The organism is Pseudomonas koreensis, from assembly GCF_036668835.1.
Lineage (GTDB): Bacteria > Pseudomonadota > Gammaproteobacteria > Pseudomonadales > Pseudomonadaceae > Aquipseudomonas > Aquipseudomonas koreensis_I.
In genome coordinates, this window is sequence record NZ_JAZEVW010000003.1 from 323,547 (window position 1) to 348,658 (window position 25,112).

The 25,112-nt window shown below is 60.5% G+C and carries 23 protein-coding genes and 1 pseudogene; 13 read left to right on the forward strand and 11 right to left on the reverse strand.

All coding sequences use genetic code 11. The features are described 5' to 3' along the window. The first annotated feature begins 164 nt into the window (after positions 1 to 164). Positions 165 to 1,373, forward strand: coding sequence for a sodium/glutamate symporter (gene gltS / locus V6F91_RS10660; protein WP_332764162.1), 1,209 nt, complete (start codon positions 165 to 167; stop codon positions 1,371 to 1,373). A 75-nt stretch (positions 1,374 to 1,448) separates the two neighbouring features. Here the strand turns inward: gltS and V6F91_RS10665 are convergent, their stop codons facing one another. Continuing rightward, a complete protein-coding gene (locus V6F91_RS10665; RefSeq protein WP_332764164.1) occupies positions 1,449 to 2,228 on the reverse strand; it encodes an exodeoxyribonuclease III in 780 nt (259 codons plus the stop codon). A gap of 82 nt (positions 2,229 to 2,310) precedes the next feature. Between V6F91_RS10665 and pyrE the strand changes: the two genes are divergently transcribed. Next, on the forward strand, positions 2,311 to 2,955 hold the full coding sequence (pyrE, locus tag V6F91_RS10670) for an orotate phosphoribosyltransferase (protein WP_258451168.1): 645 nt from the start codon (positions 2,311 to 2,313) through the stop codon (positions 2,953 to 2,955). 183 nt (positions 2,956 to 3,138) lie between these two features. Here the strand turns inward: pyrE and argB are convergent, their stop codons facing one another. The 4 genes and pseudogenes from argB to coaBC all read right to left on the reverse strand — a co-directional run bounded on the left by argB (position 3,139) and on the right by coaBC (position 7,371). After that, complete coding sequence (argB, locus tag V6F91_RS10675; protein ID WP_016772548.1) at positions 3,139 to 4,044, reverse strand: acetylglutamate kinase; 906 nt, start codon at positions 4,042 to 4,044, stop codon at positions 3,139 to 3,141. 17 nt (positions 4,045 to 4,061) lie between these two features. Then, a pseudogene (locus V6F91_RS10680) lies at positions 4,062 to 5,438 on the reverse strand (phosphomannomutase/phosphoglucomutase); the annotation flags it as partial. Positions 5,439 to 5,701: 263 nt separating this feature from the next. Then, on the reverse strand, positions 5,702 to 6,157 hold the full coding sequence (gene dut, locus V6F91_RS10685) for a dUTP diphosphatase (protein ID WP_208939256.1): 456 nt from the start codon (positions 6,155 to 6,157) through the stop codon (positions 5,702 to 5,704). A gap of 5 nt (positions 6,158 to 6,162) precedes the next feature. Continuing rightward, positions 6,163 to 7,371, reverse strand: a complete 1,209-nt coding sequence (gene coaBC, locus V6F91_RS10690) for a bifunctional phosphopantothenoylcysteine decarboxylase/phosphopantothenate--cysteine ligase CoaBC (RefSeq protein ID WP_332764895.1) — start codon at positions 7,369 to 7,371, stop codon at positions 6,163 to 6,165. Between the two features lie 133 nt (positions 7,372 to 7,504). Here coaBC and radC point away from each other — a divergent pair, with 133 nt between their 5' ends. Beyond that, positions 7,505 to 8,179 carry a RadC family protein gene (gene radC / locus V6F91_RS10695; protein ID WP_332764168.1) on the forward strand — a complete coding sequence of 225 codons (675 nt, stop codon included), beginning with the start codon at positions 7,505 to 7,507 and terminating at the stop codon, positions 8,177 to 8,179. A 77-nt stretch (positions 8,180 to 8,256) separates the two neighbouring features. Here radC and V6F91_RS10700 read toward each other — a convergent pair whose 3' ends face one another. Next, entirely contained in the window at positions 8,257 to 9,846 is a 1,590-nt protein-coding gene (locus V6F91_RS10700) for an ABC transporter substrate-binding protein (protein ID WP_332764170.1), read from the reverse strand. A 447-nt stretch (positions 9,847 to 10,293) separates the two neighbouring features. Here V6F91_RS10700 and rpmB point away from each other — a divergent pair, with 447 nt between their 5' ends. Then, complete coding sequence (rpmB, locus tag V6F91_RS10705) at positions 10,294 to 10,527, forward strand: 50S ribosomal protein L28 (protein WP_007920377.1); 234 nt, start codon at positions 10,294 to 10,296, stop codon at positions 10,525 to 10,527. An 11-nt stretch (positions 10,528 to 10,538) separates the two neighbouring features. Continuing rightward, positions 10,539 to 10,694: a 50S ribosomal protein L33 gene (gene rpmG, locus V6F91_RS10710; RefSeq protein ID WP_003177274.1), complete on the forward strand. Its 156-nt coding sequence runs from the start codon at positions 10,539 to 10,541 to the stop codon at positions 10,692 to 10,694. Positions 10,695 to 10,869: 175 nt separating this feature from the next. Here the strand turns inward: rpmG and V6F91_RS10715 are convergent, their stop codons facing one another. Beyond that, on the reverse strand, positions 10,870 to 11,232 hold the full coding sequence (locus V6F91_RS10715) for a cupin domain-containing protein (RefSeq protein ID WP_332764173.1): 363 nt from the start codon (positions 11,230 to 11,232) through the stop codon (positions 10,870 to 10,872). A gap of 235 nt (positions 11,233 to 11,467) precedes the next feature. On the opposite strand from V6F91_RS10715, the gene V6F91_RS10720 reads away from it, so the two are divergent. Together V6F91_RS10720 and V6F91_RS10725 are read left to right on the forward strand one after the other, a co-directional pair. After that, positions 11,468 to 12,961 (forward strand): aldehyde dehydrogenase, encoded by a 1,494-nt coding sequence (locus V6F91_RS10720; RefSeq protein WP_090287506.1) that lies wholly within the window; start codon positions 11,468 to 11,470, stop codon positions 12,959 to 12,961. A 187-nt stretch (positions 12,962 to 13,148) separates the two neighbouring features. Then, the gene (locus tag V6F91_RS10725; protein ID WP_090287504.1) at positions 13,149 to 14,294 is read left to right on the forward strand and encodes an MFS transporter; all 1,146 of its coding nucleotides are present in this window, start codon (positions 13,149 to 13,151) and stop codon (positions 14,292 to 14,294) included. Positions 14,295 to 14,414: 120 nt separating this feature from the next. Here the strand turns inward: V6F91_RS10725 and V6F91_RS10730 are convergent, their stop codons facing one another. Continuing rightward, positions 14,415 to 15,983: a phospholipase D family protein gene (locus tag V6F91_RS10730; protein WP_332764177.1), complete on the reverse strand. Its 1,569-nt coding sequence runs from the start codon at positions 15,981 to 15,983 to the stop codon at positions 14,415 to 14,417. Positions 15,984 to 16,265: 282 nt separating this feature from the next. On the opposite strand from V6F91_RS10730, the gene V6F91_RS10735 reads away from it, so the two are divergent. The 4 genes from V6F91_RS10735 to V6F91_RS10750 all read left to right on the forward strand — a co-directional run bounded on the left by V6F91_RS10735 (position 16,266) and on the right by V6F91_RS10750 (position 20,688). After that, complete coding sequence (locus V6F91_RS10735; protein ID WP_332764179.1) at positions 16,266 to 16,916, forward strand: DUF1120 domain-containing protein; 651 nt, start codon at positions 16,266 to 16,268, stop codon at positions 16,914 to 16,916. A 100-nt stretch (positions 16,917 to 17,016) separates the two neighbouring features. After that, on the forward strand, positions 17,017 to 17,727 hold the full coding sequence (locus V6F91_RS10740; protein ID WP_332764181.1) for a fimbria/pilus chaperone family protein: 711 nt from the start codon (positions 17,017 to 17,019) through the stop codon (positions 17,725 to 17,727). 5 nt (positions 17,728 to 17,732) lie between these two features. Then, entirely contained in the window at positions 17,733 to 20,153 is a 2,421-nt protein-coding gene (locus V6F91_RS10745; protein ID WP_332764897.1) for a fimbria/pilus outer membrane usher protein, read from the forward strand. 13 nt (positions 20,154 to 20,166) lie between these two features. Next, a complete protein-coding gene (locus V6F91_RS10750) occupies positions 20,167 to 20,688 on the forward strand; it encodes a hypothetical protein (RefSeq protein ID WP_332764183.1) in 522 nt (173 codons plus the stop codon). Here V6F91_RS10750 and V6F91_RS10755 read toward each other — a convergent pair. Then, positions 20,685 to 22,106 carry a PLP-dependent aminotransferase family protein gene (locus V6F91_RS10755; protein ID WP_332764185.1) on the reverse strand — a complete coding sequence of 474 codons (1,422 nt, stop codon included), beginning with the start codon at positions 22,104 to 22,106 and terminating at the stop codon, positions 20,685 to 20,687. The two genes, V6F91_RS10750 and V6F91_RS10755, sit on opposite strands and share 4 nt — an antisense overlap. Positions 22,107 to 22,281: 175 nt before the next feature. Here V6F91_RS10755 and V6F91_RS10760 point away from each other — a divergent pair, with 175 nt between their 5' ends. After that, on the forward strand, positions 22,282 to 22,524 hold the full coding sequence (locus tag V6F91_RS10760; protein ID WP_332764187.1) for a DUF1127 domain-containing protein: 243 nt from the start codon (positions 22,282 to 22,284) through the stop codon (positions 22,522 to 22,524). 133 nt (positions 22,525 to 22,657) lie between these two features. On the opposite strand, the gene V6F91_RS10765 is transcribed toward V6F91_RS10760, so the two are convergent. Next, on the reverse strand, positions 22,658 to 23,968 hold the full coding sequence (locus V6F91_RS10765; RefSeq protein ID WP_332764189.1) for an FAD-binding oxidoreductase: 1,311 nt from the start codon (positions 23,966 to 23,968) through the stop codon (positions 22,658 to 22,660). Between the two features lie 145 nt (positions 23,969 to 24,113). Here V6F91_RS10765 and V6F91_RS10770 point away from each other — a divergent pair, with 145 nt between their 5' ends. Beyond that, positions 24,114 to 24,467 (forward strand): YkgJ family cysteine cluster protein, encoded by a 354-nt coding sequence (locus V6F91_RS10770; RefSeq protein ID WP_332764191.1) that lies wholly within the window; start codon positions 24,114 to 24,116, stop codon positions 24,465 to 24,467. 113 nt (positions 24,468 to 24,580) lie between these two features. On the opposite strand, the gene V6F91_RS10775 is transcribed toward V6F91_RS10770, so the two are convergent. Beyond that, positions 24,581 to 25,069: an Lrp/AsnC ligand binding domain-containing protein gene (locus V6F91_RS10775; protein ID WP_010465173.1), complete on the reverse strand. Its 489-nt coding sequence runs from the start codon at positions 25,067 to 25,069 to the stop codon at positions 24,581 to 24,583. Between the last annotated feature and the right edge of the window lie 43 nt (positions 25,070 to 25,112).

Genomic DNA, 25,112 nt, shown 5'->3' on the forward strand with positions numbered 1-25,112 from the left:
GTTAAAGTTGCCCGGTGCAATGTTTCATTTGAAACATTTCGATATGTTCAAGCCATCGAAGGTTCTTGAACTTCCCAGTAATCAGTGTTGATAAAATCAGCCGGTTCACGAGTCGAGCCCAGGTACACGCTCGCCTCCTGAATACATAGCCAAGAATAATCCACATGATTCAGCTCGATTTCTACGGCACGCTCGTGGCCGCGTCATTAGTATTACTGCTGGGGCGCGGACTTGTTACGCGAGTCGGCTTTCTGCGAAGTTACAATATTCCCGAACCGGTAGCGGGCGGCCTGGTGGTTGCCGTACTGTTATTGATATTGCGCGCGTTCGATATTGAAGTGCGCTTTGATACTTCCCTGCAAACGCCGCTGATGTTGGCTTTCTTCGCCACGATTGGCTTGAGTGCCGATCTCGCCAGCCTGAAAAAGGGTGGCCGCGTTGTCGGCATATTTCTGCTGGCCGTTATCGGCTTGCTGGTGGTGCAGAACGCGATGGGTATCGGGTTGGCAGCCCTGCTCGGACTTGATCCTCTGATGGGCTTGCTGACGGGTTCGATCACCCTGGCGGGCGGGCATGGCACGGGTGCTGCCTGGGGAACGGTGTTCAGCGAGAAGTATGGGCTGGCATCCGCCTCGGAACTGGCGCTGGCTTCGGCGACGTTCGGTCTGGTCCTCGGAGGACTGATCGGCGGGCCCGTTGCGCGCTTGCTGATCAAGCGGGTGCAAGTACCGGGCGGCAATCAGGAGCAAGCTCCCCGGCTGCCGAAAGGTTTCGAGCAGCCGAACAAGGAGCGCTCGATCACGCCATTTTCATTCGTCGAAACGCTGGCGTTGATTGCCATCAGTTTGCTGACTGGCAGTCTGTTGAATGGCTGGCTGCAGGGCACTGCCTTCGAGTTGCCGACGTTTGTCTGCGTGCTGTTCGTGGGCGTGGTGTTGCGCAACGGTCTTTCGGCACTTGGCTTGTATCAGGTGTTCGAGCGTGAAGTTTCGGTACTCGGCAACGTCAGTTTGTCGCTGTTTCTGGCGATCGCGCTGATGTCGCTGAAATTGTGGGATCTGGCGGCGCTGGCCTTGCCGATCTTTATCATTCTCGCCGTGCAGGCGCTGGTTATGGCGCTGTTCGCGATTTTCGTGACGTTCCGCGTGATGGGCAGCAACTATGATGCCGCCGTGCTTGCAGCGGGACATTGCGGCTTCGGCCTGGGCGCCACGCCTACGGCCATCGCCAACATGCAGGCGGTGACGCAGCGCTATGGGCCGTCGCAGATTGCTTTTCTGGTGGTGCCGATGGTCGGAGCGTTTTTCATCGACATCATTAACGTCATTGTGATCAAACTGTATCTGGTCTTGCCGTTGTTTGCCGCCGTCTAGGACGGGGCTTTATTTGAGGCAAAAAAATGCCCGCATCTGACGATGCGGGCATTTTTTCTGACGGCGATCCGACGCTTAGATGGTCAGCGTCCAGTCGTAGTCGACGATCAGCGGCGCGTGCTGCGAGAACCGTGGCTGACGCGGCAGGCGTGCGCTGCGCACGAAGCGCCGCAGGCCCGGTGTCAGGATCTGGTAATCGAAGCGCCAGCCGAGATTGAGCATCTCGGCCTGTTCGTTATCCGGCCACCAGCTGTACTGATCGCCTTCGCGGCTGAATTCGCGCAACGCATCGACGTAGCCCATGTTGCCGACAATCTCGTCCATCCAGGCCCGTTCCGGCGCCAGGAAGCCTGGAGACTGCTGGCTGTCGCGCCAGTTCTTGATGTCGAGCTTCTGCTGCGCCACGTACAACGAGCCACAATAAATGTACTCGCGACGTTTGCGCCGCTGTTTGTCCAGATACTTGCCGAAGTCGTCCATGAGCTTGAACTTCTGGTTCAAGTCCTCATCACCGTTCATCCCCGAAGGAAGCAGCAAGGTGGCAATACTGACTTTGTCGAAATCTGCTTGCAGGTAGCGCCCGTAGCGGTCGGCCGTCTCGAAACCGAGACCGCTGATGACAGCCTTCGGTTGCAACCGCGAATACAAAGCCACGCCGCCTTGGGCAGGGACTTCAGCATCGCAGGCATAAAGGAAGTAGCCATCCAGTTGGAAGGCTGGGTCGTCCAGTTCAAAGGCGGAGGCACGGGTGTCCTGCAGGCAGATGACGTCGGCATTCTGTGCTTGCAGCCAACTGAGCAAACCGCGCTCGACTGCCGCCTGAATACCATTGACGTTCACACTGATGATCCGCATAAATGGCCCCAAAAATCGCGTGCGTGTATGATACACGGCGTCAAGCTAATTAGCTAAATCCGTGGTATTTGGGGTTTTTTTCATGCAAGCGTATCAGCGCGATTTCATTCGTTTTGCCATCGATCGCGGCGTTTTGCGCTTCGGTGAGTTCACCCTGAAGTCCGGGCGCACCAGTCCCTACTTCTTCAATGCCGGCCTGTTCAACTCGGGCTCGGCCCTGGCGCAGCTGGGGCGTTTCTACGCCGCCGCCATCGCCGAAAGCGGCATTCCTTTCGACGTTCTGTTCGGCCCGGCCTACAAAGGCATTCCGTTGGCGGCGACTACCGCCGTTGCGCTGGCCGAACATCATGACCGCGACCTGCCATGGTGCTTCAATCGCAAGGAAGCCAAGGCTCACGGTGAAGGCGGCAGCCTGGTTGGCGCGCCGTTGACCGGTGACGTGTTGATCATCGATGACGTGATCACCGCCGGCACCGCAATCCGCGAAGTGATGCAGATCATCGCCTCGCAGGAGGGCGCCAAGGCCGCCGGCGTGTTGATCGCTCTGAACCGCCAGGAGCGCGGCAACGGCGAACTGTCGGCGATCCAGGAAGTCGAGCGCGACTTCGGTATTCCGGTGATCAGCATTGTTTCGCTGAATCAGGTGCTGGAGTTCCTCGCTGACGATCCGCAGCTCAAGCAGCACTTGCCGGCGGTGGAAGCGTACCGCGCCCGGTTCGGCGTTTGATGCGTCTGATGGCCTTGTGACAAACCTGTGGGAGCGAGCTTGCTCGCGAAAGCGATGAGTCAGCTTGCATCAAGGTTGAATGTGCCGCCGTCTTCGCGAGCAAGCTCGCTCCCACAGGGATTGCAGCGAAAAAAAGCCCCCGCTCAGCCAGACTGAGCGGGGGCTTTTTGTTTGCGCGACCGCTTACGGACGCTTGCGATTGCTGATCAGCGTACCCACACCGGTGTCGGTGAAGATTTCCAGCAGAATCGCATTCGGTACACGCCCGTCAATGATCAACGAACTGCCGACACCGCCCTGAACCGCTTCCAGCGCGCAGCGGATCTTCGGCAGCATGCCGCCGTAGATGGTGCCGTCAGCGATCAGATCGTCGACCTGCTGCGTGCTCAGCCCGGTCAGCACGGTGCCCGACTTGTCCATCAGGCCGGCGATGTTGGTCAGCAGCATCAGTTTCTCGGCTTTCAGCGCTTCGGCAACCTTGCCGGCCACAAGGTCAGCGTTGATGTTGTACGACTCGCCGTTCTCACCCACGCCGATCGGCGCGATCACCGGGATGAAGTTGCCTTTGACCAGCAGATTCAGCAGCTCGGTGTTGATCCCGACCACTTCGCCGACGTGACCGATGTCGATGATTTCCGGTTGGGTCATCTCCGGGGTCTGCCGGGACACGGTGAGCTTCTTCGCGCGAATCAGCCCGGCGTCTTTACCGGTCAGGCCGATGGCGCTGCCGCCGTGGCGGTTGATCAGGTTGACAATGCTTTTGTTCACCTGACCGCCCAGGACCATTTCCACCACGTCCATGGTCGCCGCGTCGGTCACGCGCATGCCGTCGACAAAATGGCTCTCGATCGACAGGCGCTTGAGCAGATCACCGATCTGCGGGCCGCCACCGTGTACCACCACCGGGTTGATGCCCACGGCCTTCATCAGCACGATGTCGCGGGCGAAGCCGGTTTTCAGCTCCTCGCTTTCCATCGCGTTGCCGCCGTATTTGATCACCAGGGTCTTGCCGACATAACGTCGGATGTAAGGCAGTGCTTCGGACAGGACCTTGGCAGTGTTGGCGGCGGCTTCGCGTTCGAGGGTCATTCAGGGCTCCGGGTGGATCAGAACGGTAGTTGGAGATCAGGTGCAACGCGTTTCAGTTGGGCGTGAAACACATCCTTGATGCGCTGCAATTCAGCCTCGTCATCGGCCTCGAAGCGCAGCACCAGCACCGGAGTGGTGTTGGAGGCGCGCACCAGGCCCCAGCCTTTGGCGTAATCGACCCGCACGCCGTCGATGGTGGTGAGGTCGGCGCCTTCACCCCACTGAGCATCGTGCAGTGCATCAATGATGCTGAATTTGCTCTCTTCGGTCACATGGATATTGATTTCCGGCGTAGAAATATCGTTCGGGAAGGTCGCAAACAGCTCTTCCGCGGTGGATTTTTCCTTGCTGAGGATCTCCAGCAGGCGTGCAGCGCTGTAGATGCCGTCATCGAAACCGAACCAGCGTTCCTTGAAGAAGATGTGCCCGCTCATTTCCCCGGCCAGCAGTGCGCCGGATTGCTTCATTTTCTTTTTGATCAACGAGTGACCGGTCTTCCACATTAGCGGCCGACCACCGTATTCCTTGATCAGCGGCACCAGGCGGCGTGTGCATTTGACGTCGAAGATGATTTCCGCGTCCGGGTTGCGTGCCACCACATCACGGGCGAACAGCATCAGCAGGCGATCCGGGTAGACGATGCTGCCGGTGTTGGTTACCACGCCGACGCGGTCGCCGTCGCCGTCGAACGCCAGGCCGATATCAGCGTTGGTTTCCTTGACCTTGGCGATCAGGTCGACAAGGTTCTCCGGCTTGCCCGGATCCGGGTGATGGTTAGGGAAGTTGCCGTCGACTTCGCAGAACAGCGGAATGACTTCGCAGTTCAGCGCTTCGATCAGTTGCGGGGCGATCACGCCGGCCGCGCCGTTGCCGCAGTCGACCACGACTTTGAGGCGACGAGCCAGTTTGATGTCCTGGACGATTTCGGTGTTGTAGCGGTCGAGGATTTCAACCTGGGTGACGCTGCCCTGGCCGCTGCTCAGATCGTTGTTCTTGATGCGCTGGTGCAGCACTTGAATCTGTTCGTTGGCGAGGGTGTCGCCGGCGATGACGATCTTGAAGCCGTTGTAATTCGACGGGTTGTGGCTGCCGGTGAGCATCACTCCGGATTTGCCGGCCAGCACGTTGGCCGCGTAATACAGCGCCGGTGTCGGCACCAGGCCGACGTCGCTGACGTGGCAACCGCTCTCGGCGATGCCGCGAATCAACTCGGCGACCAGCTCCGGACCGGACAAGCGGCCGTCACGACCGACCGACACATTCGGTTCGCCCTGGGCCAGGCTCTGCGAGCCGATAGCGCGGCCGATCCAGTAAGCGGTTTCGCCGTTGAGAAAATCCGGCACGGTGCCGCGAATGTCATAGGCGCGGAAAATGCTCTCGGGGAGGGTCGGGGCGATCTTGGCTGGAGTGCTCATCTGCACAAATGCTCCATCTGGAAAGTGGCGGACAGGCCGACGAATCGTTCGACGGCAGGCTCAAACTGAAGGGTATGACGGCGTTTTCCACAGAGAGTTCGTGCTATGAAAGGGCCATGACACCCCGCGCAGCAGGGCTTTGACCGGCCAATGCCTTGATTTACCGCGCTAAACCGTGCAGATGACAATTTCGGTTTGTGGTGCGCCAGCGGGCTGGCTCACCACAAGATCAGCCGACCGGGTCACTTCGTTCCGGTATGCCCGAAACCGCCGGTGCCGCGTTCGGTTTCGACGAATTCTTCGACCATTTCGAAGTGCGCCTGCACCACCGGTACCAGCACCAGTTGCGCCAGACGTTCGCCGACGGTCATGGTGAAATCGCTCTGGCCACGGTTCCAGCAGGACACCATCAGCGGGCCCTGGTAGTCGGAGTCGATCAGGCCGACCAGGTTGCCCAGCACGATGCCGTGTTTATGGCCCATGCCCGAGCGCGGCAGGATCAGCGCGGCAAGGTTCGGGTCGCCGATGTAGACCGACAGGCCGGTGGGGATCAGCACGGTTTCACCCGGCTTGATCACGGTGTCCTGATCCAGCATGGCGCGCAGGTCGAGGCCGGCGGAGCCCGGGGTGGCGTATTGCGGCAGCGGGAAGTCGGTGCCGATGCGTGGGTCGAGGATCTTGGCTTGCAAAGCGTGCATGTAAATTAAACCTGGTTCAGACGTTCGGCGATAAAAGTGACCAGTTGGCGGGCGATCTTGCCTTTGCTGGTCTGGGCGAAAACCGTGGCGTGCAGCTCACGGTCGATGACGCTGCAGGCGTTTTCTTCGCTGTTGAAACCGATGCTCGGGTTGGCGACGTCGTTGGCGACGATCAAATCGAGATTCTTGTCCTTCAGCTTGCGTGCAGCGTAGTCGAGCAGGTGTTCGGTCTCGGCGGCGAAGCCGACACTGAACGGACGGTCGGGACGGGTCGCGATGCTGGCGAGGATGTCGGGGTTGCGCACCATTTGCAGGACGAAGCCGTCACCGCTCGCAGGGTCTTTCTTGAGTTTTTGCGGGGCAACGACCTCTGGGCGGTAATCCGCAACCGCTGCCGAAGCAATGAACACGTCGCAGGGGATCGCCGACTCGCAGGCGGCGAGCATGTCGCGAGCGCTGACCACGTCGATTCGCGTGACGCGATCGGGGGTTGGCAAGTGCACCGGGCCGCTGATCAGAGTGACGCGGGCGCCGGCTTCCACTGCGGCTTCCGCGAGGGCAAAGCCCATTTTGCCGGAGCTGTGGTTGGTGATGTAGCGCACCGGATCGATGTTTTCCTGAGTCGGGCCGGCGGTGATGACGACGTGTTTGCCGGTCAGTGCCTGACGCTGGAAGCAGTCGGCGGCGAGCAGGGCCAGATCGGTGGCTTCCATCATGCGGCCCATGCCGACGTCGCCGCAGGCCTGGCTGCCGGACGCCGGGCCGAAGGTCTTCAGGCCTCGGCTTTCCAGCACTTGCAGGTTGGCCTGGGTGGCCGGGTCGCGCCACATCGCTTGATTCATTGCCGGTGCGACGGCCACGACGGCGTCTGTGGCCAGCACCAGCGTGGTCAGCAGATCATTGGCGATGCCTTGGGCCAGACGGGCGATCAGGTCAGCGGTGGCCGGGGCGATCAGGACCAGATCGGCCCATTTCGCCAGTTCGATATGGCCCATCGCGGCTTCCGCGGCCGGGTCGAGCAAGTCGAGGTGCACCGGGTGGCCCGACAGGGCCTGCATGGTCAGCGGGGTAATGAACTCGGCGCCGCCATGGGTCATGACCACGCGCACTTCGGCACCCTGGTCGATCAGGCGGCGAACCAGATCGGCGCTCTTGTAGGCCGCAATGCCGCCGCCGACGCCCAGAACGATGCGTTTCCGATACAGCCGCTGCATAGGTCTGCCTTTCATTTCGTTGATGACGGCGGCGCGATACCCCTCCCCAGGGTTGAATCGACCGCCAAAAAGATGGGCTACGATATCACAGCGACCGCTACGGAACAGCGGCGCCCACAGACAGGGAGTGTGTATGAGTATTCGCGATTGGCCGGCGGCGGAACGGCCGCGGGAAAGGTTGTTGGAGCACGGGGCAGGGAGTCTTTCGGACGCTGAGTTGCTGGCGATTTTTCTGCGCACCGGGGTGCCCGGAACAAGCGCCGTGGACCTTGCGCGACATCTGCTGAAGCAATTCGGCAGCCTGCGTTTACTGCTTGAGGCCGACCAGGACGCATTCAGTAAACAAATGGGACTCGGGCCGGCGAAGTATGCGCAACTGCAAGCCGCGCAGGAGATGAGCAAGCGCCATCTGGCCGAACGATCACGGCAGAAACCGGCACTGGAAAACCCGCAAGTCGTGCGTGATTATCTAAAAGCGATGCTGCGGCACGAGCCGCACGAAGTATTCGGCTGCCTGTTTCTCGATTCCAGGCACCAAGTGCTGAATTTCGAGGCGCTGTTTCGCGGCTCGATCGACAACACCAGCGTGCATCCCCGAGAAGTGGTGAAGCGCGCACTGGCCAATAACGCGGCGGCGGTGATCCTGTGTCACAACCATCCCTCCGGCAATACCGACCCCAGTCAGGCGGATCGGCTGCTGACCAAGCGGCTGCAAAAGACCCTGGAGCTGATCGACGTGCGCGTACTGGATCACTTCATCGTCGGCGATGGCGAGCCGCTGTCGATGGCGGAGTGTGGCTGGATGTAAAAAGGCAGCGGCAAGTATGCAGCTACAAGCGGCAAGCTAGAGCCGTGCGCGTTCGGCTCTAGCTTGGGGCTTGCCGCTTAGGGCTTGAGGCTGATTCTGGAGTAGTCCTGGCGACCGAACGGGCTGACGGAGTAACCCTGCACGTCTTTACGAGTCAACGCATACGCCGTCGGATGCGCCAGCGGCAGCCACAACGCCTGCTGCTGGATCTGCGCTTGCGCCTGTTCGTACAGCTTGGTGCGCACGCCTTGTTCGCTGGTGGTCTTGCCGGCGCTGATCAGCTTGTCCAGATCGGCATTGCAGTAGCGGGCGAAGTTGGTGCCGGACTTGACCGCCGCGCAGGAAAACTGCGGGGTGAGGAAGTTGTCCGGATCGCCGTTGTCACCGGCCCAACCCATGAACAGCAGATCATGCTCGCCAGCCTTGGCGCGGCGAATCAGCTCGCCCCACTCGATCACGCGGATTTCCGCCTGAATGCCGATTTCAGCCAGGTCCGACTGCAACATCTGCGCACCCAGGCTCGGGTTCGGGTTGAGCAGGCTCCCCGACGGGCGCGTCCAGATCGTGGTCTGGAAGCCGTCCTTCAACCCGGCCTTGGCCAGCAACGCCTTGGCCTTCGCCACATCGTGCGGGTAGCCCGGCAGATTCTTCGCGTAGCTCCAGGTGTTCGGCGGGTAAGGGCCGTTGGCGGCTTCGGCGGTGTCTTCGAACACAGCTTTGATGTAGTTGGCCTTGTCAAAGGCCAGGTTGATGGCCTGACGCACTTCTGGCTTGTCCAGCGGCGGATGCTGGCTGTTGATGCCAACGAAAGCGGTCATGAACGCGTCAGTCTTTTCGACTTTCAACGTCGGCTCTTTAAGCGCCGCCTGTACGTCGAGTGGTTTCGGCGACAGCGCGATCTGGCATTCATTACGCCGCAGCTTTTGCAGGCGCACGTTGGCGTCCGGAGTGATGGCGAAGATCAGCGGATCGACCGCAGGCTTGCCACGGAAGTAATCCGGGTTGGCCTTGTAGCGGATCGCCGCGTCTTTCTGGAAGCGATTGAAGATGAACGGGCCGGTGCCGATCGGCTGGCTGTTGAGCTTGTCGGTCGCGCCGGCCTTCATCAACTTGTCGGCGTACTCGGCTGAGTAGATCGAGGCGAAGCCCATGCTCAGGGTGGCCAGGAAGGTCGAATCTGGATGATCTAGGGTAAAGCGCACGGTCAGCGGGTCGAGTGCATCGATCTTCTTGATCAGCGCCGGCAACTGCATTGACTGCGCGTGGGGGAAGCCGCTCTGCGCGACTTTGTGCCACGGGTTGGCCGGGTCGAGCATGCGGTCGAAGCTGAACTTGACGTCTTCGGCGGTCAGTTCACGGCTCGGTTTGAAATAGTCGGTGGTGTGAAACTTCACCTGCGGATGCAGTTTGAATACGTATGTCAGCCCATCAGTGCTGACTTCCCAGCTGTCGGCCAGGCTCGGCACGACCTTGCCGCTGGCAGTGTCGAAATCGACCAGACGATTCATCAGCACGTCGGCGGAGGCATTGGTGGTGGTCAGCGAGTTGTACTGCACCACGTCAAACCCTTCGGGGCTGGCCTCGGTACACACGCTCAGCGCGGCGGCCTGGGCCAGAGGGCTTAGCAACAGCGGGGCAAGCAACAGGGGTAGGGCAGCGAGGCGCATGGTCGGTTTCCTTTACAGATCGAAGGCCCATCTGCAAGTGCAGTCTGGAAAAGTCCTACCCTAGAGGTCTGAATTGCAAATGACTATCCCCTTTTTGTATTTTCCGGGGGTAGTCTTGCGCGGTTTCAGGCGCGATCAGCAAGATGAAATGTCTGAATCGCCTGTAGGGCAGGATTTCTGCGACGAGTGGTCAAAACTGGCCGCAGCCTTTGTTCAAGGCGTTCGCAGGCCGAAAAAGCGGCTTTTTATGGATTCATTGCACACCGATTGTTGTTGCACCCCGGTCTTTCTGGTATAAAGCAGCGCTCTTTTCTAGGGGCCCGGTTCCTTCACTGTAGGTGTAGCCGGTAAGACCTCTAAAGAAACGCGGCGCCTGGCGCCAAATGACTGAGAGATTAAGCGGCCAACCCATGCCGGGTTGGGCATGTGGTTTTAGAGGGCTGAGGCATGTCGAGAGTATGTCAAGTTACCGGTAAGGGTCCGGTGACTGGGAATAACATTTCCCACGCAAACAACAAAACCCGTCGTCGTTTCCTGCCGAACCTGCAGCATCACCGCTTCTGGGTTGAAGAAGAGAAACGTTTTGTGCGTCTGCGCGTATCTGCCAAAGGCATGCGTATCATCGACAAGCGTGGCATCACTGTCGTGCTCGCCGAACTTCGCCGCGATGGCAAGATTTAAGGGAGCTAATCATGCGTGAATTGATTCGTTTGATCTCGAGCGCCGGTACTGGTCACTTCTACACTACCGACAAGAACAAGCGTACTACCCCGGACAAAATCGAGATCAAGAAATATGATCCGGTTGTTCGCAAGCACGTGATCTACAAGGAAGGCAAAATCAAGTAATTGATTTTTCCCTACTTACGAAAAAGGCCCGTATCTCACGATACGGGCCTTTTTTGTTGCCTCGAATTTGGCGCTGCCTGTTCTGGCTCCTTCGCGAGCAGGCTCGCACAATGGAATGCGGTCACCTGTAGGAGCGAGCCTGCTCGCGAAGGGGCCGGATCGACCAGCGAAAGACTCAAGCCTTCTGTTCAAAAATCACATAGATCTTGCGGCACGCTTCCAGCACTTCCCATGTCCCACGGAACCCCGCTGGAATCACAAAGCGATCGCCGACACGCAAGGTCTTGGCATTGCCGTCGCTGTCGCGCAGCACCGAAACCCCCTGCAGAATCTCGCAATACTCATGCTCGGTGTAATTCACCGTCCACTGACCCACCGCACCTTCCCAGACGCCTGCGCCCATCTGCCCGCAGGGGCTTTCGTATTGATGGGACACGGCTTGTTCCGGGTCGCCCTTGAGCACTTTGGCCGGGTCCGGGCGATAGCGTTCGGCTTCGCTGCTGGTCAGGCTGATGTCGACGACGTTCTGGATGTTCATTGTTGTTTTCTCCCGTAATGACGGCGCGTTGATTGGAATGGGCGAAAGTCTATGTTTATTAAATTGAACACTGCAAGGTCGTTTGGCGGGCATATGTCAAATATATTGAAACAAACCCGGCCGCTGGTTTAGGGTGGCGGATGCCTCGGGCCGACATGCAGGCTGGCCGGGCAGTATTCTTGATGAACACCGCAGCGCTTGCGGCGTTCGTATTCAATAAGAGGAGGACACCCGAATGACCACCCTGACTCGTGCCGACTGGGAACAACGCGCCCGCGACCTGAAGATCGAAGGCCGCGCCTACCTCAATGGCGAATACACCGACGCCGTTTCCGGCGAAACCTTCGAATGCATCAGCCCGGTCGATGGCCGTCTGCTCGGCAAGATCGCCAGCTGTGACGCCGCCGACGCCCAGCGCGCTGTGGAAAATGCCCGCGCTACGTTCAATTCCGGCGTGTGGTCGCGCCTGGCGCCGAGCAAACGCAAAGCCACGATGATCCGTTTCGCCAGCCTGCTCAAGCAGCACGCTGAAGAACTGGCCCTGCTCGAAACCCTCGACATGGGCAAACCGATCAGCGACTCGCTGTACATCGATGTGCCGGGCGCGGCGCAAGCGCTGAGCTGGAGCGGCGAAGCGATCGACAAGATCTATGACGAAGTGGCTGCCACGCCGCACGATCAGCTGGGTCTGGTGACCCGCGAGCCTGTCGGCGTGGTGGGCGCCATCGTGCCGTGGAACTTCCCGCTGATGATGGCGTGCTGGAAACTCGGCCCGGCACTGTCGACCGGTAACTCGGTGATCCTCAAGCCGTCGGAAAAATCGCCGCTGACCGCCATCCGCATCGCCGCGCTGGCTGTCGAAGCCGGTATTCCGAAAGGCGTGCTCAACGTACTGCCGGGCTACGGCCATACCGTCGGCAAGGCGCTGGCCCTGCACAACGACGTCGACACGCTGGTGTTCACCGGTTCGACCAAGATCGCCAAGCAACTGATGATTTACTCTGGCGAATCGAACATGAAGCGCGTCTGGCTGGAGGCCGGTGGCAAGAGCCCGAACATCGTCTTTGCCGACGCACCGGACCTGCAAGCCGCTGCCGAATCCGCCGCCAGCGCGATCGCCTTCAACCAGGGTGAAGTCTGCACCGCCGGTTCGCGTCTGTTGGTGGAACGTTCGATCAAGGACAAATTCCTGCCGATGGTGATCGAGGCGCTGAAAACCTGGAAGCCGGGCAATCCGCTGGACCCGGCGACCAACGTCGGCGCGCTGGTCGACACCCAGCAGATGAACACCGTGCTGTCGTACATTGAGTCCGGCCACAGCGATGGCGCCAAACTGGTGGCTGGTGGCAAGCGCATCCTTCAGGAAACAGGCGGTACGTATGTCGAGCCGACGATTTTCGATGGCGTGAGCAATGCGATGAAAATTGCTCAGGAGGAAATCTTTGGCCCGGTGCTGTCGGTCATCGCTTTCGACAGCGCCGAAGAAGCCATTCAGATCGCCAACGACACGCCATACGGCCTGGCCGCGGCGGTGTGGACGCAGGACATCTCCAAGGCACACCTGACCGCCAAGGCCCTGCGTGCCGGTAGCGTGTGGGTCAACCAGTACGACGGTGGCGACATGACCGCGCCGTTCGGCGGCTTCAAGCAATCGGGTAACGGCCGCGACAAGTCGCTGCATGCGTTCGACAAGTACACCGAGCTGAAAGCGACCTGGATCAAGCTGTAAGCCGTTAACGCGAGCCCGGTTTTTCCGGGCTTTCTGGCGAAACAGAGATCCCTTGTGGGAGCGAGCTTGCTCGCGAAAGCGGTGTATCAGTCAGCAGACCTGCTGAATGTGAAACCGTCTTCGCGAGCAAGCTCGCTCCCACAATGGTTTTGTGGTGCACATAAAAATATCCACAGGAGCGTGGAACATGCGGTGGGCGACGTATTTCGCCGTGTTGGCGTCTGTCTTGAGTGTCGGCTTGGCCTTGGGCGTGAGCATGCCGTTGGTGTCGCTGCGTCTTGAAGGCTGGGGCTACGGTGCTTTCGCCATCGGCGTGATGGCGGCGATGCCGGCGATTGGTGTGCTGTTGGGTGCGAAGGTTTCCAGCCATCTCGCCGCGTATTTCGGCACGGCGAATCTGATGCGCTTGTGTCTGTGGGCCGGGGCCCTGTCGATTGGCTTGCTGGCATTGCTGCCGAGTTATCCGGTCTGGCTGCTGCTGCGCCTGCTGATCGGGGTGATTCTGACCATCGTGTTCATCCTTGGCGAAAGCTGGATCAATCAACTGGTGGTCGAGCAGTGGCGCGGGCGGCTAGTCGCGTTGTATGGCAGCAGTTATGCGCTGAGCCAACTGTCCGGGCCGTTGCTGTTGGGTGCGCTCGGCACCGAGCATGACTACGGTTTTTGGGTCGGTGTTGGCTTGCTGAGCGTTTCGCCGTTGTTGTTGCTGGGGCGCAGTGGTGCGCCCAGCAGTGAAGCGAGCAGCGTGACCTTCGTCGACCTGTGGGGCTTTGCCCGCGAACTGCCGGCGATTGCCTGGGCGGTGTCGTTGTTCGCCGCGTTCGAGGCAATGATCCTGACGTTGCTGCCGGTGTATTGCCTGCAACAGGGTTTCACTGCGGAGATTGCCTTGGCCATGGTCAGCACCGTGGTAGTCGGCGATGCGCTGTTGCAATTGCCGATTGGCGCCTTGGCCGATTATCTGTCGCGGCGCACATTGTTCGCGGGCTGCGCGGTGGTGTTGATGCTCTCGAGTCTGGCGATTCCATTGCTGCTCGACACGCTGCTGATCTGGCCGTTGTGGGTGCTGTTCGGCGCCAGTGCCGGCGGCCTGTTCACCCTGTCACTGATTCTGATCGGCGAGCGTTATCGCGACGATGCGCTGGTGCGCGCCAATGCGCACATCGCGCAGCTGTGGGGGATCGGTTGCCTTGTCGGGCCGCTGGCGGCAGGGGCGGGCAGTCAGTGGATCAATGGGCATGCGTTGCCGCTGCTGATGGCGGCGGGCGCTTTCGGGTTGGTGCTTTTGCTGTTGCGCCAAGGCGCCTTTGGCACAACGGCAGAAACTGCCTGAACACAACCCTTGTGAGCGAGCTTGCTTGCGAAAGCGGTGCATCAGGCAGCTCATTTGCTGGATGTGAAACCACTTTCGCGAGCAGGCTCGCTCCCACAGGGGGATTACCGTCAGCCGAAATCAGAGCATGCGCTCCAGACCCACGCTGGTGCTGAACCACGCATTGAAGCGCCGCCACCAGCTCCCCGGTTCCTTGGTCAGCGTGTGCATCTGGCCGTTGTCCTCGGTGACCCAGACGACCTTGCCGTTTTCCAGTTTCGCCTGATAGCTCAAGTTCGGCGCCATGCCTTGCAGCGCCAGTGCGCGCACATGCTCGGCCAGTTCCGGGCTGTCGACCAGTACACCGACTTCGGTGTTCCACAGCACTGAGCGCGGGTCGAAGTTGAACGAGCCGATAAACGATTTGCGTCGATCAAAGATCATCGCCTTGCTGTGCAAGCTGGAATCCGAGCCGCGATACGACTTGCTGTAGAACAGGCGCGGGCCACTGCCGTAGTTATCCCCAGGCTGGCGCCGCAGTTCATACAGTTTCACGCCGTGCTCCAGCAAGGCTTTGCGATACGGCGCATAGCCGCCATGCACTGCCGGCACATCGGTAGCCTCCAGCGAGTTGGTCAGCAGGTTCACCGAAACCCCGGCGTCGGCGCGTCCGGTCAGGTAGACCAGCCCCGGTTGACCCGGCACGAAATACGCCGAGATCATGATCAGCTCTTTGCTCACTCCGGTCAGTTCCGGCGCCAGTTGCGTGGTCAGCAGCAGGTGCGGATCAGGCTCGCCCTTGGACAGCACCTTGCTCGGTGCATCCCACAACGCCTGATTCCACGCCCAGATAAGCTCTTTGCGCCAGATGTCCATGCGCGGGTCGGTCTTGAACTTCATCAACTGTTGATACAGCGCGTGGTTCTGTTTGCGCGTTTCTTCCAGCGATTCTTCCAGGCGCGTGCGGGTGTTCTGCAGGTCCGCGGCGCTCGGTCTGGCAGAGAGAAACTCTTCGATCGGCTTGCTCAACGCGCTGTTCCAGTATTGATCGAAGCTGTGTCCGAGCTGCTCGGCGACCGGGCCGATGCTGAGCATGTCGATGTCGGTGAAATTCAGGTTGGGCTCGGCGTCGAAATACTCATCGCCCAGATTACGCCCGCCGACAATCGCCGCGCTGTTGTCCGCCAGCCATAACTTGTTGTGCATCCGCCGGTGTTGCACGGACAGGTTGAACAGCCGTCCCGCCGCACGTGTGACCCCGGTGCTGCGGCCCAGATGCAAAGGGTTGAACAAACGAATCTGGATCTGCGGATGCGCCGCCAGCGTGGCGATGATCTGATCGAGCCCGTCGCTGGTGGTGTCGTCGAGCAGAATGCGCACGCGCACGCCCCGGTCGGCGGCCTTGAGCACTTCTTCCACCAGCATGCGGGTGCTGATGCCGTCGTGGACGATGTAGTACTGCAAATCGAGGCTGGTCTGGGCGTTGCGAATCAGCTCGGCGCGGGCGGTAAACGCTTCGCCGCTGTCAGACAACAGGCGAAACCCCGATTGCCCCTGGTAGGGCGCGGCCTGAGCCTGAATCGAACGGCCGAAAGCCGAGTCCGCCGCCGGTAAGGCCTGGCTCGGCTCGCGCGGCACATCGAGCGTGGCACAGCCATTCAAGAGCAAAGCGAGTAGCGCTGCAGCGATCAGTTTCTGTCCTGGAATCACGTGGCGATCTCGGGTCGTGACGGAGGGTGAAGTATGGCATGGGCATCGCTGCCTTGAATTCGATCAGTGGGCGCTGCAAGGCAGCAGCGCGCAATGTTTTGTCATCAGGAAGTAGGAAATAGTTTCTCAGCATCAATTGCCTATGAATCAGGTCGATTTTTCCCCATTCAGGCGAAGGTTTTTCCTACAGATTTGTCCTCCAAAAGCCGCAATTATCCGACTGCTTACTTACGTGAGAAGTCAGTAGGAAGCTTTTTGTTAATGACATGGAAGATACGGCTTATGAAAAACACCCACCGGCTCGTCGTTCTCGCTGCCGCCCTGCTACCTTCGCTGGCTATGGCGGAGAGCGTTGACCTGAACGTCATCGGCACCATTATCCCGACCTCTTGCGTCCCGGCCTTTGCCGGGGGCGGCACGGTAGACCTGCGCAAGATTTCCGCGGCCACGCTTAACCCAACCACGCAAACTCTGCTGCCGGAGCGGGACATCTCGCTGCACATCAATTGCGACGCTCCAGCCCCGGTCGAAGTGTCGGTTCGCGATAACCGTGCAGCGACCAAATTGCCGGGTATCAGCGATGGCACCGGTCAAACCGATCCGGTGCTGTTCTTCGGGCTTGGCGCAATCAATGGCACGCGGATTGGCGGATTCGCTTTACGTCATGGCACGCCGGAGACCGACGGAACAGGGCGCGCACTGCTGACCCGCACTCTCGCAGCGCCAGCGTGGCGTGTACCTGCCAGTTCGCTGGTGAGCAATGCCCCTGCGCTGTATTCCTGGGGTATCAATGCCGCAACGGGGCCTGTTGCCGCTCGGCATCACGGCTTTCCGATGAGCTTGCTGCCAATCATTGGCGCGAGTAACAACTTGCCGATCGCCAACGAGATCCCGCTCGACGGCTCGGTGACCTTCGACATGTTCTACCTCTGACCGCCGAGCCCGGCGGCCACCAGGGCGCCGGGCTTTTCCTTCCGACAGGAACACGCCGGCAGCGCCGGAACCGTGGCCTGGAATTTTCCGGTATTTACCGATGCCCCTTTCATTCCAACCTGCTTTGTTGCAGGTCTCCCTGTGGTTGTTCGCCGGTCTGTCGATGTCGCTTGCGCAAGGCGCCGGCATGGTTCCGCAAACGCCGGTACTGGTCGTCGAGCAGAGCCTCGGCGAAGCCGTCATGAACGTGCGCAACACCGATGCTCATCCGGCGCTTCTGTACACCACCGTCGAAAACACTGAATCGGACGATGAGGTCCTTCTGGTTTTCACTCCCCCTGTTGCACGTGTCGAGGCTGGCCAGGTTCAGCAGGTACGGTTCCTTCTGCAGAGCGCTCAGCCCTTGCAGACCGAACGATTGAAACGGGTCATTTTCGAAGGCATCAACCCGGTTGCAGCCGCAGGTGGGGCGCGTGTCAGCCTCGGCGTGCGGCAGAACCTGCCGGTGATCCTGCGTCCGGCCGGATTGCCCGTCGAGCGTGAGCCGTGGAAGCGCCTCGTCTGGACCGTCACGCAGGATGGCTTGCACGTTCACAATCCCAGTCCCTACGTGGTTCGACTCGGCAAAGCGGTTACACCGTTGCCCGGCTCAAGCCCGGTCGAACTGCCGCGCACCTATATTCTGCCGGGGGAGCGACTGCAACTCGATTTGCCTTTGAGTTCGTTGGCACAGGTGTCGTCGGTGCGGATATTCCCGGCGACCACTTACGGTTTTGCTGTCGACGATCATATCGCCCCGGTGACACGTTGAACTGGATGTGCATCGCCGGATCATTGCTGGCGCTGGGTGGCTGCGGGTGGCGCGTGGCAGTGGCGGCAGAACCGGTGACGTTCGACGTTGAAGTGCTCAGGGACCGCGGAGTCGATCCGGCCCTGGCGGAGTATTTTCGTGATGCTGCGCGTTTTACTCAGGGTGTGCATGCCGTCGTGCTTGAAGTCAACGGACAGCCAAAGGGCCGTGTGCAAATGACGTTCAACGATGTGGGCGAGTTGTGTCTGGGGCAGCAATGGTTAAAGGCTGCCGGAGTGCGTCTGCCCGCGTCTGTGCCTCTGGCGTCAGGGCGATGTGTGACGGCCGCACAGGGTTTCCCCGCTGCCATCGTGCAGTTGAACCCGGGCAGTCAGCAGGTCCGTTTATTGGTGCCTACCGATACGCTCGCTGAGCCCGAGCCGTCGCAGCGCAGCTTTGCCAATGGCGGCGTGGCCGGTGTGTTGAATTACGATTTGCTAATGGCCGCAAGTCAATTCGACGGGCAGACCAGCAACTATCGCAGCCTGAGTTCGGAAGCCGGCTTGAATGCCGGCGACTGGGTGCTACGCAGTCGCCAGTCATTCACGGCATTGCCCGACAGCTCACGGTTCGAGCACCTCTATGCCTATGCAATGCACACGCTGGAAGATCACGAGGCCAGCCTTCAGATCGGTCAGCTCAACCTGGCATCGTCGCTGTTTGCCGGTGAGTCGTTCACTGGCGTACAGGTTTTTCCTGAAGCAGCCTTCGCCCGACTCGATGCCGCCCGCAACGGCGCCCGTGGCCAAGTGGACGGGGTTGCTTACACACCGTCCCGTATCGAGGTCCGCCAGAACGGCGTGGCGATCTATACGACGATGGTGCCAAGCGGGCCTTTTACCTTGCGCGCGCTGCCGTTGTTGAGCAATCAGCTCGATCTGGAGGTAGCGGTGCATGAGCAGGATGGTCAGGTGCGACGTTTTCGGGTGCCGGCGGCGAGTCTGCAAGCGGCGCAGTCTGACGCCCCCGAGGGTTTCAATCTGGCGCTGGGCCGGGTCCGCCGTCTGTCAGCGGATAACCGTGAGGCGCCGACATTCGCGGCGTTCAGCAAAGACTGGGAAATGCGCCGAGGCCTGCGTGCAACCGCTGGTGCGCTCGCGGGCGACGCTTACCTTTCCGCCGGTTGGGGGCTGCAACAACAGTGGTCTGGGCCGATCACGCTGGGGCTGCGTCAAGTGGTGTCGGAACAGCGCGCGGCGGGTCTTGCTGGTGATCAATTGCAGCTGACGTTCAGCGCGCCTTTGGCGGCCAATCTCTCGGCAAGTCTGGTCGCAGTGCGCCAGAGCCGGGACTTTCGCACCTTGTCAGATACCGGCTGGAATCAGCGGCGGCATCAGGCCGAGTCGCGCAAACGCGATCACTGGGTGTTTTCGCTCAATGGCGCCACCGATGACTGGGGGGCCTTTGGCGCAAGCTGGTCGCGTTATTCGAGTATGGGCGAAGCACCGGTGTCGCAGTTGGGGTTGTCATGGTCACTGACGCTGCCGCAGCGCGTCAGCTTGTCACTGAGCGTGGAGCGAGGCGTCGGTGGTGACGAGGAATATCGTCAGGGCCGCGCGGCTTACCTGACCGTGGGCGTTCCGCTGGGCGGGCAAGGCCGGTTGCGCGGGTACGTGCGCAGTGACGAGCGCTCAGGCACGCGCCAAGGGCTGGCCGTGAGCGCTGCGGTCAGCGAAACCCTGGCCTACACCGTCAATGCCGAACACCGTGATAATGCATCGGCTGCGGTGGCTGGCCGAATCAATGCCTTGCCGCGCTATACCAGCCTGGATGTGGGGGTCGGGCAGCGCGCCGGTGCGACGGAATATGATCTGGGCTTGCGCGGCGGCGTGTTGCTGCACCGCGATGGCGTCACGCTGTCACCCTATGCGCTACGTGACACGGTGGGAGTGCTGAAGGCGGGCGAGCGTTCCGGAGTGCGGCTGCAAACGCCACAAGGCCCCGTCTGGACGGATGGCGCGGGTCGCGCAGTGGCGGCGAACCTGCCAGCTTATTCTTTGGCACGGCTAGAAGTCGATCCACTGGGTCTGCCGCGTAATGTCGAAGTCCTCAATGGTGTGCAGGAGGTGACAGCCGGGCGAGGTTCGGTGCAGCACCTGGATTTTTCCCTGGTTACCGTCCGGCGTCTGTTGCTCAAGGCGCGGTCGCAGGATCGCCAATGGTTGCCCAGAGGCTTGAGCGTACTGGATGCGCAGGGTGAGTACCTGACGTCCGTGATGGACGCCGGGGCGATTTTTTTGCCGGATATCCAACCAGGGCAGGTGTTGCGCGTGAAGTTATCCGACAGCAGCCACTGCGTCTTGCATTTCCCCCTGAGTGAATCGCCCGGCGAGGCTACGCAAATTGAAACCGTTGAGGCGATCTGTCGCCCTTTAAATCTGTCCTGACCGAGTGCCTGCCATGAAGCCCCGGATTATTGCCGTACTTGCGGCCTGTCTTGCCTGTGCCTCGGCATGGGCGAACGATGCCTGTGAGGTGGATCTGTCGCCGGCAACCCTGGATTACGGCGCAATAACCCGCTCCGAACTCTTGCGTTCTGCTTCAGTGCAGAGCGAGGGGTTTGGCCTGCGCAACGTGCATTTGCGTGTTCATTGCCCGCAAGCTCGTCCGATCAAATGGTCGTTTGTCGCGCCGACGGCAGACTCTCGGCGCTATCGCTGGGAGGCTGGCACGTTGCAAGTGCGCATCGTCGCGGCACGCCTCGATGGTGTGGCGGTGCAGTGGCGTCTGGAAAGCGGGCAGCCCCTTGAAGCGAATCTGTTATCCCCGGGCGCACGTGTCGTGCCCTGGAGTGGCGCGGCTGTGGCGCAGGGACGTTACTTGCAAGTGGAGTTCGAGATCGATGCCCAAGTGGAAGATGCCTCAAGCCGGGTTGCCGACCTGAGGCGTTTCGAGGGCAACGGAGCGTTTCAGATCGATTAGTCGGACTCGGTCAGCAGTTTGATCGCTGTCGCCCCGACCCTGCGCACCGCTTCTTCGATCTGTGCCGTTGGTTTGGCAGCGTAGTTCATCCGCAGGCAGTTGCGGTACTTGCCCGAGGCGGAAAAGATGCTGCCGACGGCAATCTGTACGCCTTGATCGTGCAACTCACGATTGAGTTTCAGCGTGTCGAAGCCTTCCGGCAGTTCCACCCAGAGCATGAAGCTGCCCTGCGGGCGACTGGCGCGGGTGCCGGCGGGAAAATAGCGGGTTACCCAGTCGATCATTGCATCGCGATTACGCTGGTACTGCATGCGCATGCGCCGCAAGTGCGGCTCAAAGTGGCCGGCCTTGAGAAATTCGGCGATGGCAATCTGCGGTTGCGGCGCGGTCGAGCCGGTGCTGATGTATTTCATGTGCAGTACCCGCTCCAGATAGCGGCCGGGAGCGACCCAACCAATGCGCAGCCCCGGCGCTAGAGTCTTGGAAAACGAGCTGCACAGCAAGACGCGGCCATCCTCGTCGAAAGATTTGATCGTGCGCGGACGCGGGTAGGAATACGCCAGTTCGCCATACACATCGTCTTCGATGATTGCCACGTCGAAGCGTTGCGCCAGCGTCAGCAGCGCACGTTTGCGCGATTCGGGCATGACGTAGCCGAGCGGGTTGTTGCAGTTGGGCGTCAGTTGAATGGCTTTGATCGGCCACTGCTCAAGTGCCAGTTCCAGCGCGTCGAGGCTGATACCGGTGAGCGGGTCGGTGGGAATCTCCAGGGCTTTCATGCCCAAACCTTTAAGCGTTTGCATGGCGCCGTGAAAGCTCGGCGAATCCACCGCGACGATGTCGCCCGGTTCGCAGATCGCATGGATGCTCGTGGACAGCGCCTCGTGGCAACCGGTGGTGATCACCAGATCGCCGGCGCTCAACTGACAGCCGGAATCGAGCATCAGCCGCGCGATCTGTTCACGCAGTTCGAGGTTGCCGTGGATGTTGTCGTAATACAGACCGGGCATGTCCTGCCGGCGGCTGATCCGTGCCAGGCCGCGCAGCAGCGGTTTCATCGTTGGTGAGCCAACGTCGGGCATGCCGCGACCCAATTGCACAACGTCTTTGCGTGGCACCGCGCGAATCAATTCCAGCACCTGATCCCATTGCGAAATCTCCACCGGCCTTTGCGCCGGGCGGCCCACCGCGGGCAGCTCCGGCAGCTCGCGACCGACCGGGACAAAGTAGCCGGACTTGGGTTTAGGCGTGGCGAGGCCGCTGTCCTCAAGCATGCGATAGGCCTGCTGCACCGTGCTCAGACTCACCCCGTGCTCGACGCTCAAGGCGCGCACCGAGGGCAAGCGATCGCCGGGCCGATAGAAGCCCTGTTCGATGCGGGTACCGAGCAAGTCGGCGAGGTTTACATACAGAGTCATGGCGGCCTCGGTGCAGTTGAGCGAAAACCAGTACAGATGCGGCAAAAATTGATCATTCAGTCGGCAGATCAGCAAATCTGTATGGAGTTAATACAGGTTCTTTGAGTCTGTAATGGTTTTGCTCGCCCGCGCATCATGGAATCTCTGGCTACCCAAGTAAACAGGAGCGACAAAAATGAACGGCTTGAGCGATGTGCGGCTGACGTTACACAGTCAGGAACTGGCGGCAGGGCAGAAGGAGCGGGCGCGCAATGAACTGCGCAATGCACCGTCCGGCCTGAGTCGCTGGGGTCTGTTGTGGCACCGTCTGCACACGCGCAAGGCGTTGCTGGCGCTGACGACCGATCAGCTCAAGGACATCGGCCTGACCCGGGAGCAGGCACTGGAGGAGGGGTTGAAGCCGTTCTGGCGGATCTGAGACCTGCACCGTCCTTGCGGGCTTCATCGCGAGCAGGCTCGCTCCCACATTCGATCGCGTTCCACCTCAATAAACGCGGTTACTGTGGGAGCGAGCCTGCTCGCGAAAGCGATCTGGAAGTCGCTGGGTTATATCAGACCAACTCTTTGAGCCGATGCCACAACATCCCCAACGCCAGCAGCGGCGAGCGTAAATGCTTACCACCCGGAAAGGTTATGTGCGGCACTTTGGCAAACAGGTCAAAACCTCCACCCTGCTGCCCACTGATCGCCTCCGCCAGCAGCTTGCCCGCCAGGTGCGTGGCATTCACGCCGTGTCCGGCGTAGGCCTGGGCGTAATACACATTCGGCTGATCGGCGAGCCGGCCAATCTGCGGCAAGCGGTTGGCGCCGATGCCGATCATCCCGCCCCACTGATAATCGATCTTGACCCCCGCCAGTTGCGGGAACACCTCAAGCATCTTCGGCTGCATATACGCGGCGATGTCTTTCGGATCGCGCCCCGAGTAATGGCAGGCGCCGCCGAACAACAGGCGTCGATCCGCCGAGAGCCGGAAGTAATCCACAGTGACACGCTGGTCGCAGACCGCCATGTTCTGCGGCAGCAGGTTGCGGGCCTGGGCTTCGCTCAACGGCTCGGTGGCGATGATGTAGCTGCCGGCCGGCAGGACTTTGCCGCTGAGTTGCGGGTTCAGATCATTCAGGTAGGCATTGCAGCCAAGCACCAGGGTCTTCGCCCGCACCGACCCATGCGCCGTGTGGACTTTCACTTCGGCGCCGTAGTCGATGCGGATTACCGCCGACTGCTCGAACAGTTTTACACCCATTTGCTGCGCCGCTGCGGCTTCACCAAGCGCGAGATTCAGCGGATGCAAATGCCCGGAGCCCATGTCGATCAAACCGCCGACGTAACGTTTTGAGCCGACCACCGTATGCATCTCGTTGGCTTGCAGCAGACGGGTTTCATAACGATAGCCATGGCTGCGCAGCTCTTCGGCCTCTTCGGCAAAGCCTTGCAGATCAGCAGGCTTGTTGGCGAGGTCGCAGTAGCCCCAAGTCAAATCGCAGGCGATCTGGAAACGCTCGACGCGCTGACGAACGATTTCCACCGCTTCCAGGCCCATGAGTTTCATCGCCCGCACGCCGTCGGTGCCGATGACCTTGGCGAACTGATCGAGGCCATGGCCCACGCCGCGAATCAGCTGTCCGCCGTTGCGCCCGCTGGCGCCCCAACCGATCTTGTTCGCTTCCAGCAGGACTACGCTGAATCCGCGCTCAGCCAGTTCCAGCGCCGTGTTCAACCCGGAAAAGCCGCCACCGACCACACAGACGTCGGCCAGCACTTCACCTTGCAGCCGCGGATGGTCCGGCTGCGGCAGGCTGCTGGCGGCGTAATAAGAGGCGGCGTGGGGTTGGCTCGCGAAAGTGTGGGCGCGGGCGGTCATGGGCGTCATCCTGAGGCGGTGTCGAGAAAATTTGACGGAGCATAAGCCGCACGGCCGAACACGGGCAACATTGGTCCGCCTACTGTGTCTGGCTTCGGTCTTTTACGGCACAATTGCGGTCCATTTCTCCTCGGTCGCCGTTTCAATGAGCTGCAACAGCCAGAAAATTCGCACGTTGCGTCAGCAGATTCCCTCGTTCGAGTGCGTACCCGGCTGTCATGACTGCTGCGGGCCGGTGACCACGTCGCCCGAGGAAATGGCCCGACTGCCGCGCAAGACTCGCGCCGAGCAGGATGCGGCGATGCAAGAGCTGAACTGCGTACACCTGGGGCCGAATGGCTGCACGGTGTATGAGGAACGGCCGTTGATCTGCCGGTTGTTCGGCACCACCAAGACCTTGCCGTGCCCAAATCAGCGGCGACCGGTGGAGCTGATTCATCCGCAGGTAGAGGAGCAGATTTTCGAGTACATGGCGGCGAATCGGCAGGTGTTGGTTTGACTGTCGTGTTCACTTGAAACCGAGTCGCGGCCTTCGCGAGCGGGCTCGCTCCCACAGGGGAGCGCATTTCAAATGTGGGAGCGAGCCTGCTCGCGAAGGGACGCCACCGGATTTCAGTCCGGTATCGGCAGGCACAGGCTCTCTTTGACTTCTTCCATGACGATGTAGCTCTTCGATTCGCGCACATGCGGCAGCTTTAACAGGATGTCGCCAAGCAATTTGCGGTACGAGGCCATCTCGGAAATCCGCGCCTTTACCAGATAATCGAAATCCCCTGACACCAAATGACATTCCAGGACGTGGGGCAATTTCAGCACCGCGCGTCGGAACTCCTCGAAAGTGTCGCCGGATTTGTAGTCCAGGCTGATCTCGACAAATACCAGCAGGCTACCCTTCAAATGCTGCGGATTGAGCCGGGCGTTGTAGCCCATGATGATTCCTTCGCGCTCCAGACGCCGCACGCGCTCGGTGCAGGGCGTGGTGGAGAGACCGACCTTTTCCCCCAGTTCGGTAAACGAAATGCGCCCGTCCGCCTGTAGGATCCGCAGGATGTTGCGGTCGATCTTGTCCAGCTCGCGCTTGGTCTGTGTATTGGTCCGCATAGGGGATGCGCCTCCGTGAAAACGGTTTTTGCCGAGAATTGTC

What these genes read in the sequence shown, in the direction of transcription:
- gltS (WP_332764162.1), top strand. Translation starts at nt 165, where the DNA reads ATGATTCAGCTCGATTTCTACGGCACGCTCGTGGCCGCGTCATTAGTA.
- V6F91_RS10665 (WP_332764164.1), bottom strand. Translation starts at nt 2,228, where the DNA reads ATGCGGATCATCAGTGTGAACGTCAATGGTATTCAGGCGGCAGTCGAG.
- pyrE (WP_258451168.1), top strand. Translation starts at nt 2,311, where the DNA reads ATGCAAGCGTATCAGCGCGATTTCATTCGTTTTGCCATCGATCGCGGC.
- argB (WP_016772548.1), bottom strand. Translation starts at nt 4,044, where the DNA reads ATGACCCTCGAACGCGAAGCCGCCGCCAACACTGCCAAGGTCCTGTCC.
- dut (WP_208939256.1), bottom strand. Translation starts at nt 6,157, where the DNA reads ATGCACGCTTTGCAAGCCAAGATCCTCGACCCACGCATCGGCACCGAC.
- coaBC (WP_332764895.1), bottom strand. Translation starts at nt 7,371, where the DNA reads ATGCAGCGGCTGTATCGGAAACGCATCGTTCTGGGCGTCGGCGGCGGC.
- radC (WP_332764168.1), top strand. Translation starts at nt 7,505, where the DNA reads ATGAGTATTCGCGATTGGCCGGCGGCGGAACGGCCGCGGGAAAGGTTG.
- V6F91_RS10700 (WP_332764170.1), bottom strand. Translation starts at nt 9,846, where the DNA reads ATGCGCCTCGCTGCCCTACCCCTGTTGCTTGCCCCGCTGTTGCTAAGC.
- rpmB (WP_007920377.1), top strand. Translation starts at nt 10,294, where the DNA reads ATGTCGAGAGTATGTCAAGTTACCGGTAAGGGTCCGGTGACTGGGAAT.
- rpmG (WP_003177274.1), top strand. Translation starts at nt 10,539, where the DNA reads ATGCGTGAATTGATTCGTTTGATCTCGAGCGCCGGTACTGGTCACTTC.
- V6F91_RS10715 (WP_332764173.1), bottom strand. Translation starts at nt 11,232, where the DNA reads ATGAACATCCAGAACGTCGTCGACATCAGCCTGACCAGCAGCGAAGCC.
- V6F91_RS10720 (WP_090287506.1), top strand. Translation starts at nt 11,468, where the DNA reads ATGACCACCCTGACTCGTGCCGACTGGGAACAACGCGCCCGCGACCTG.
- V6F91_RS10725 (WP_090287504.1), top strand. Translation starts at nt 13,149, where the DNA reads ATGCGGTGGGCGACGTATTTCGCCGTGTTGGCGTCTGTCTTGAGTGTC.
- V6F91_RS10735 (WP_332764179.1), top strand. Translation starts at nt 16,266, where the DNA reads ATGAAAAACACCCACCGGCTCGTCGTTCTCGCTGCCGCCCTGCTACCT.
- V6F91_RS10740 (WP_332764181.1), top strand. Translation starts at nt 17,017, where the DNA reads ATGCCCCTTTCATTCCAACCTGCTTTGTTGCAGGTCTCCCTGTGGTTG.
- V6F91_RS10745 (WP_332764897.1), top strand. Translation starts at nt 17,733, where the DNA reads ATGTGCATCGCCGGATCATTGCTGGCGCTGGGTGGCTGCGGGTGGCGC.
- V6F91_RS10750 (WP_332764183.1), top strand. Translation starts at nt 20,167, where the DNA reads ATGAAGCCCCGGATTATTGCCGTACTTGCGGCCTGTCTTGCCTGTGCC.
- V6F91_RS10755 (WP_332764185.1), bottom strand. Translation starts at nt 22,106, where the DNA reads ATGACTCTGTATGTAAACCTCGCCGACTTGCTCGGTACCCGCATCGAA.
- V6F91_RS10760 (WP_332764187.1), top strand. Translation starts at nt 22,282, where the DNA reads ATGAACGGCTTGAGCGATGTGCGGCTGACGTTACACAGTCAGGAACTG.
- V6F91_RS10765 (WP_332764189.1), bottom strand. Translation starts at nt 23,968, where the DNA reads ATGACCGCCCGCGCCCACACTTTCGCGAGCCAACCCCACGCCGCCTCT.
- V6F91_RS10770 (WP_332764191.1), top strand. Translation starts at nt 24,114, where the DNA reads ATGAGCTGCAACAGCCAGAAAATTCGCACGTTGCGTCAGCAGATTCCC.
- V6F91_RS10775 (WP_010465173.1), bottom strand. Translation starts at nt 25,069, where the DNA reads ATGCGGACCAATACACAGACCAAGCGCGAGCTGGACAAGATCGACCGC.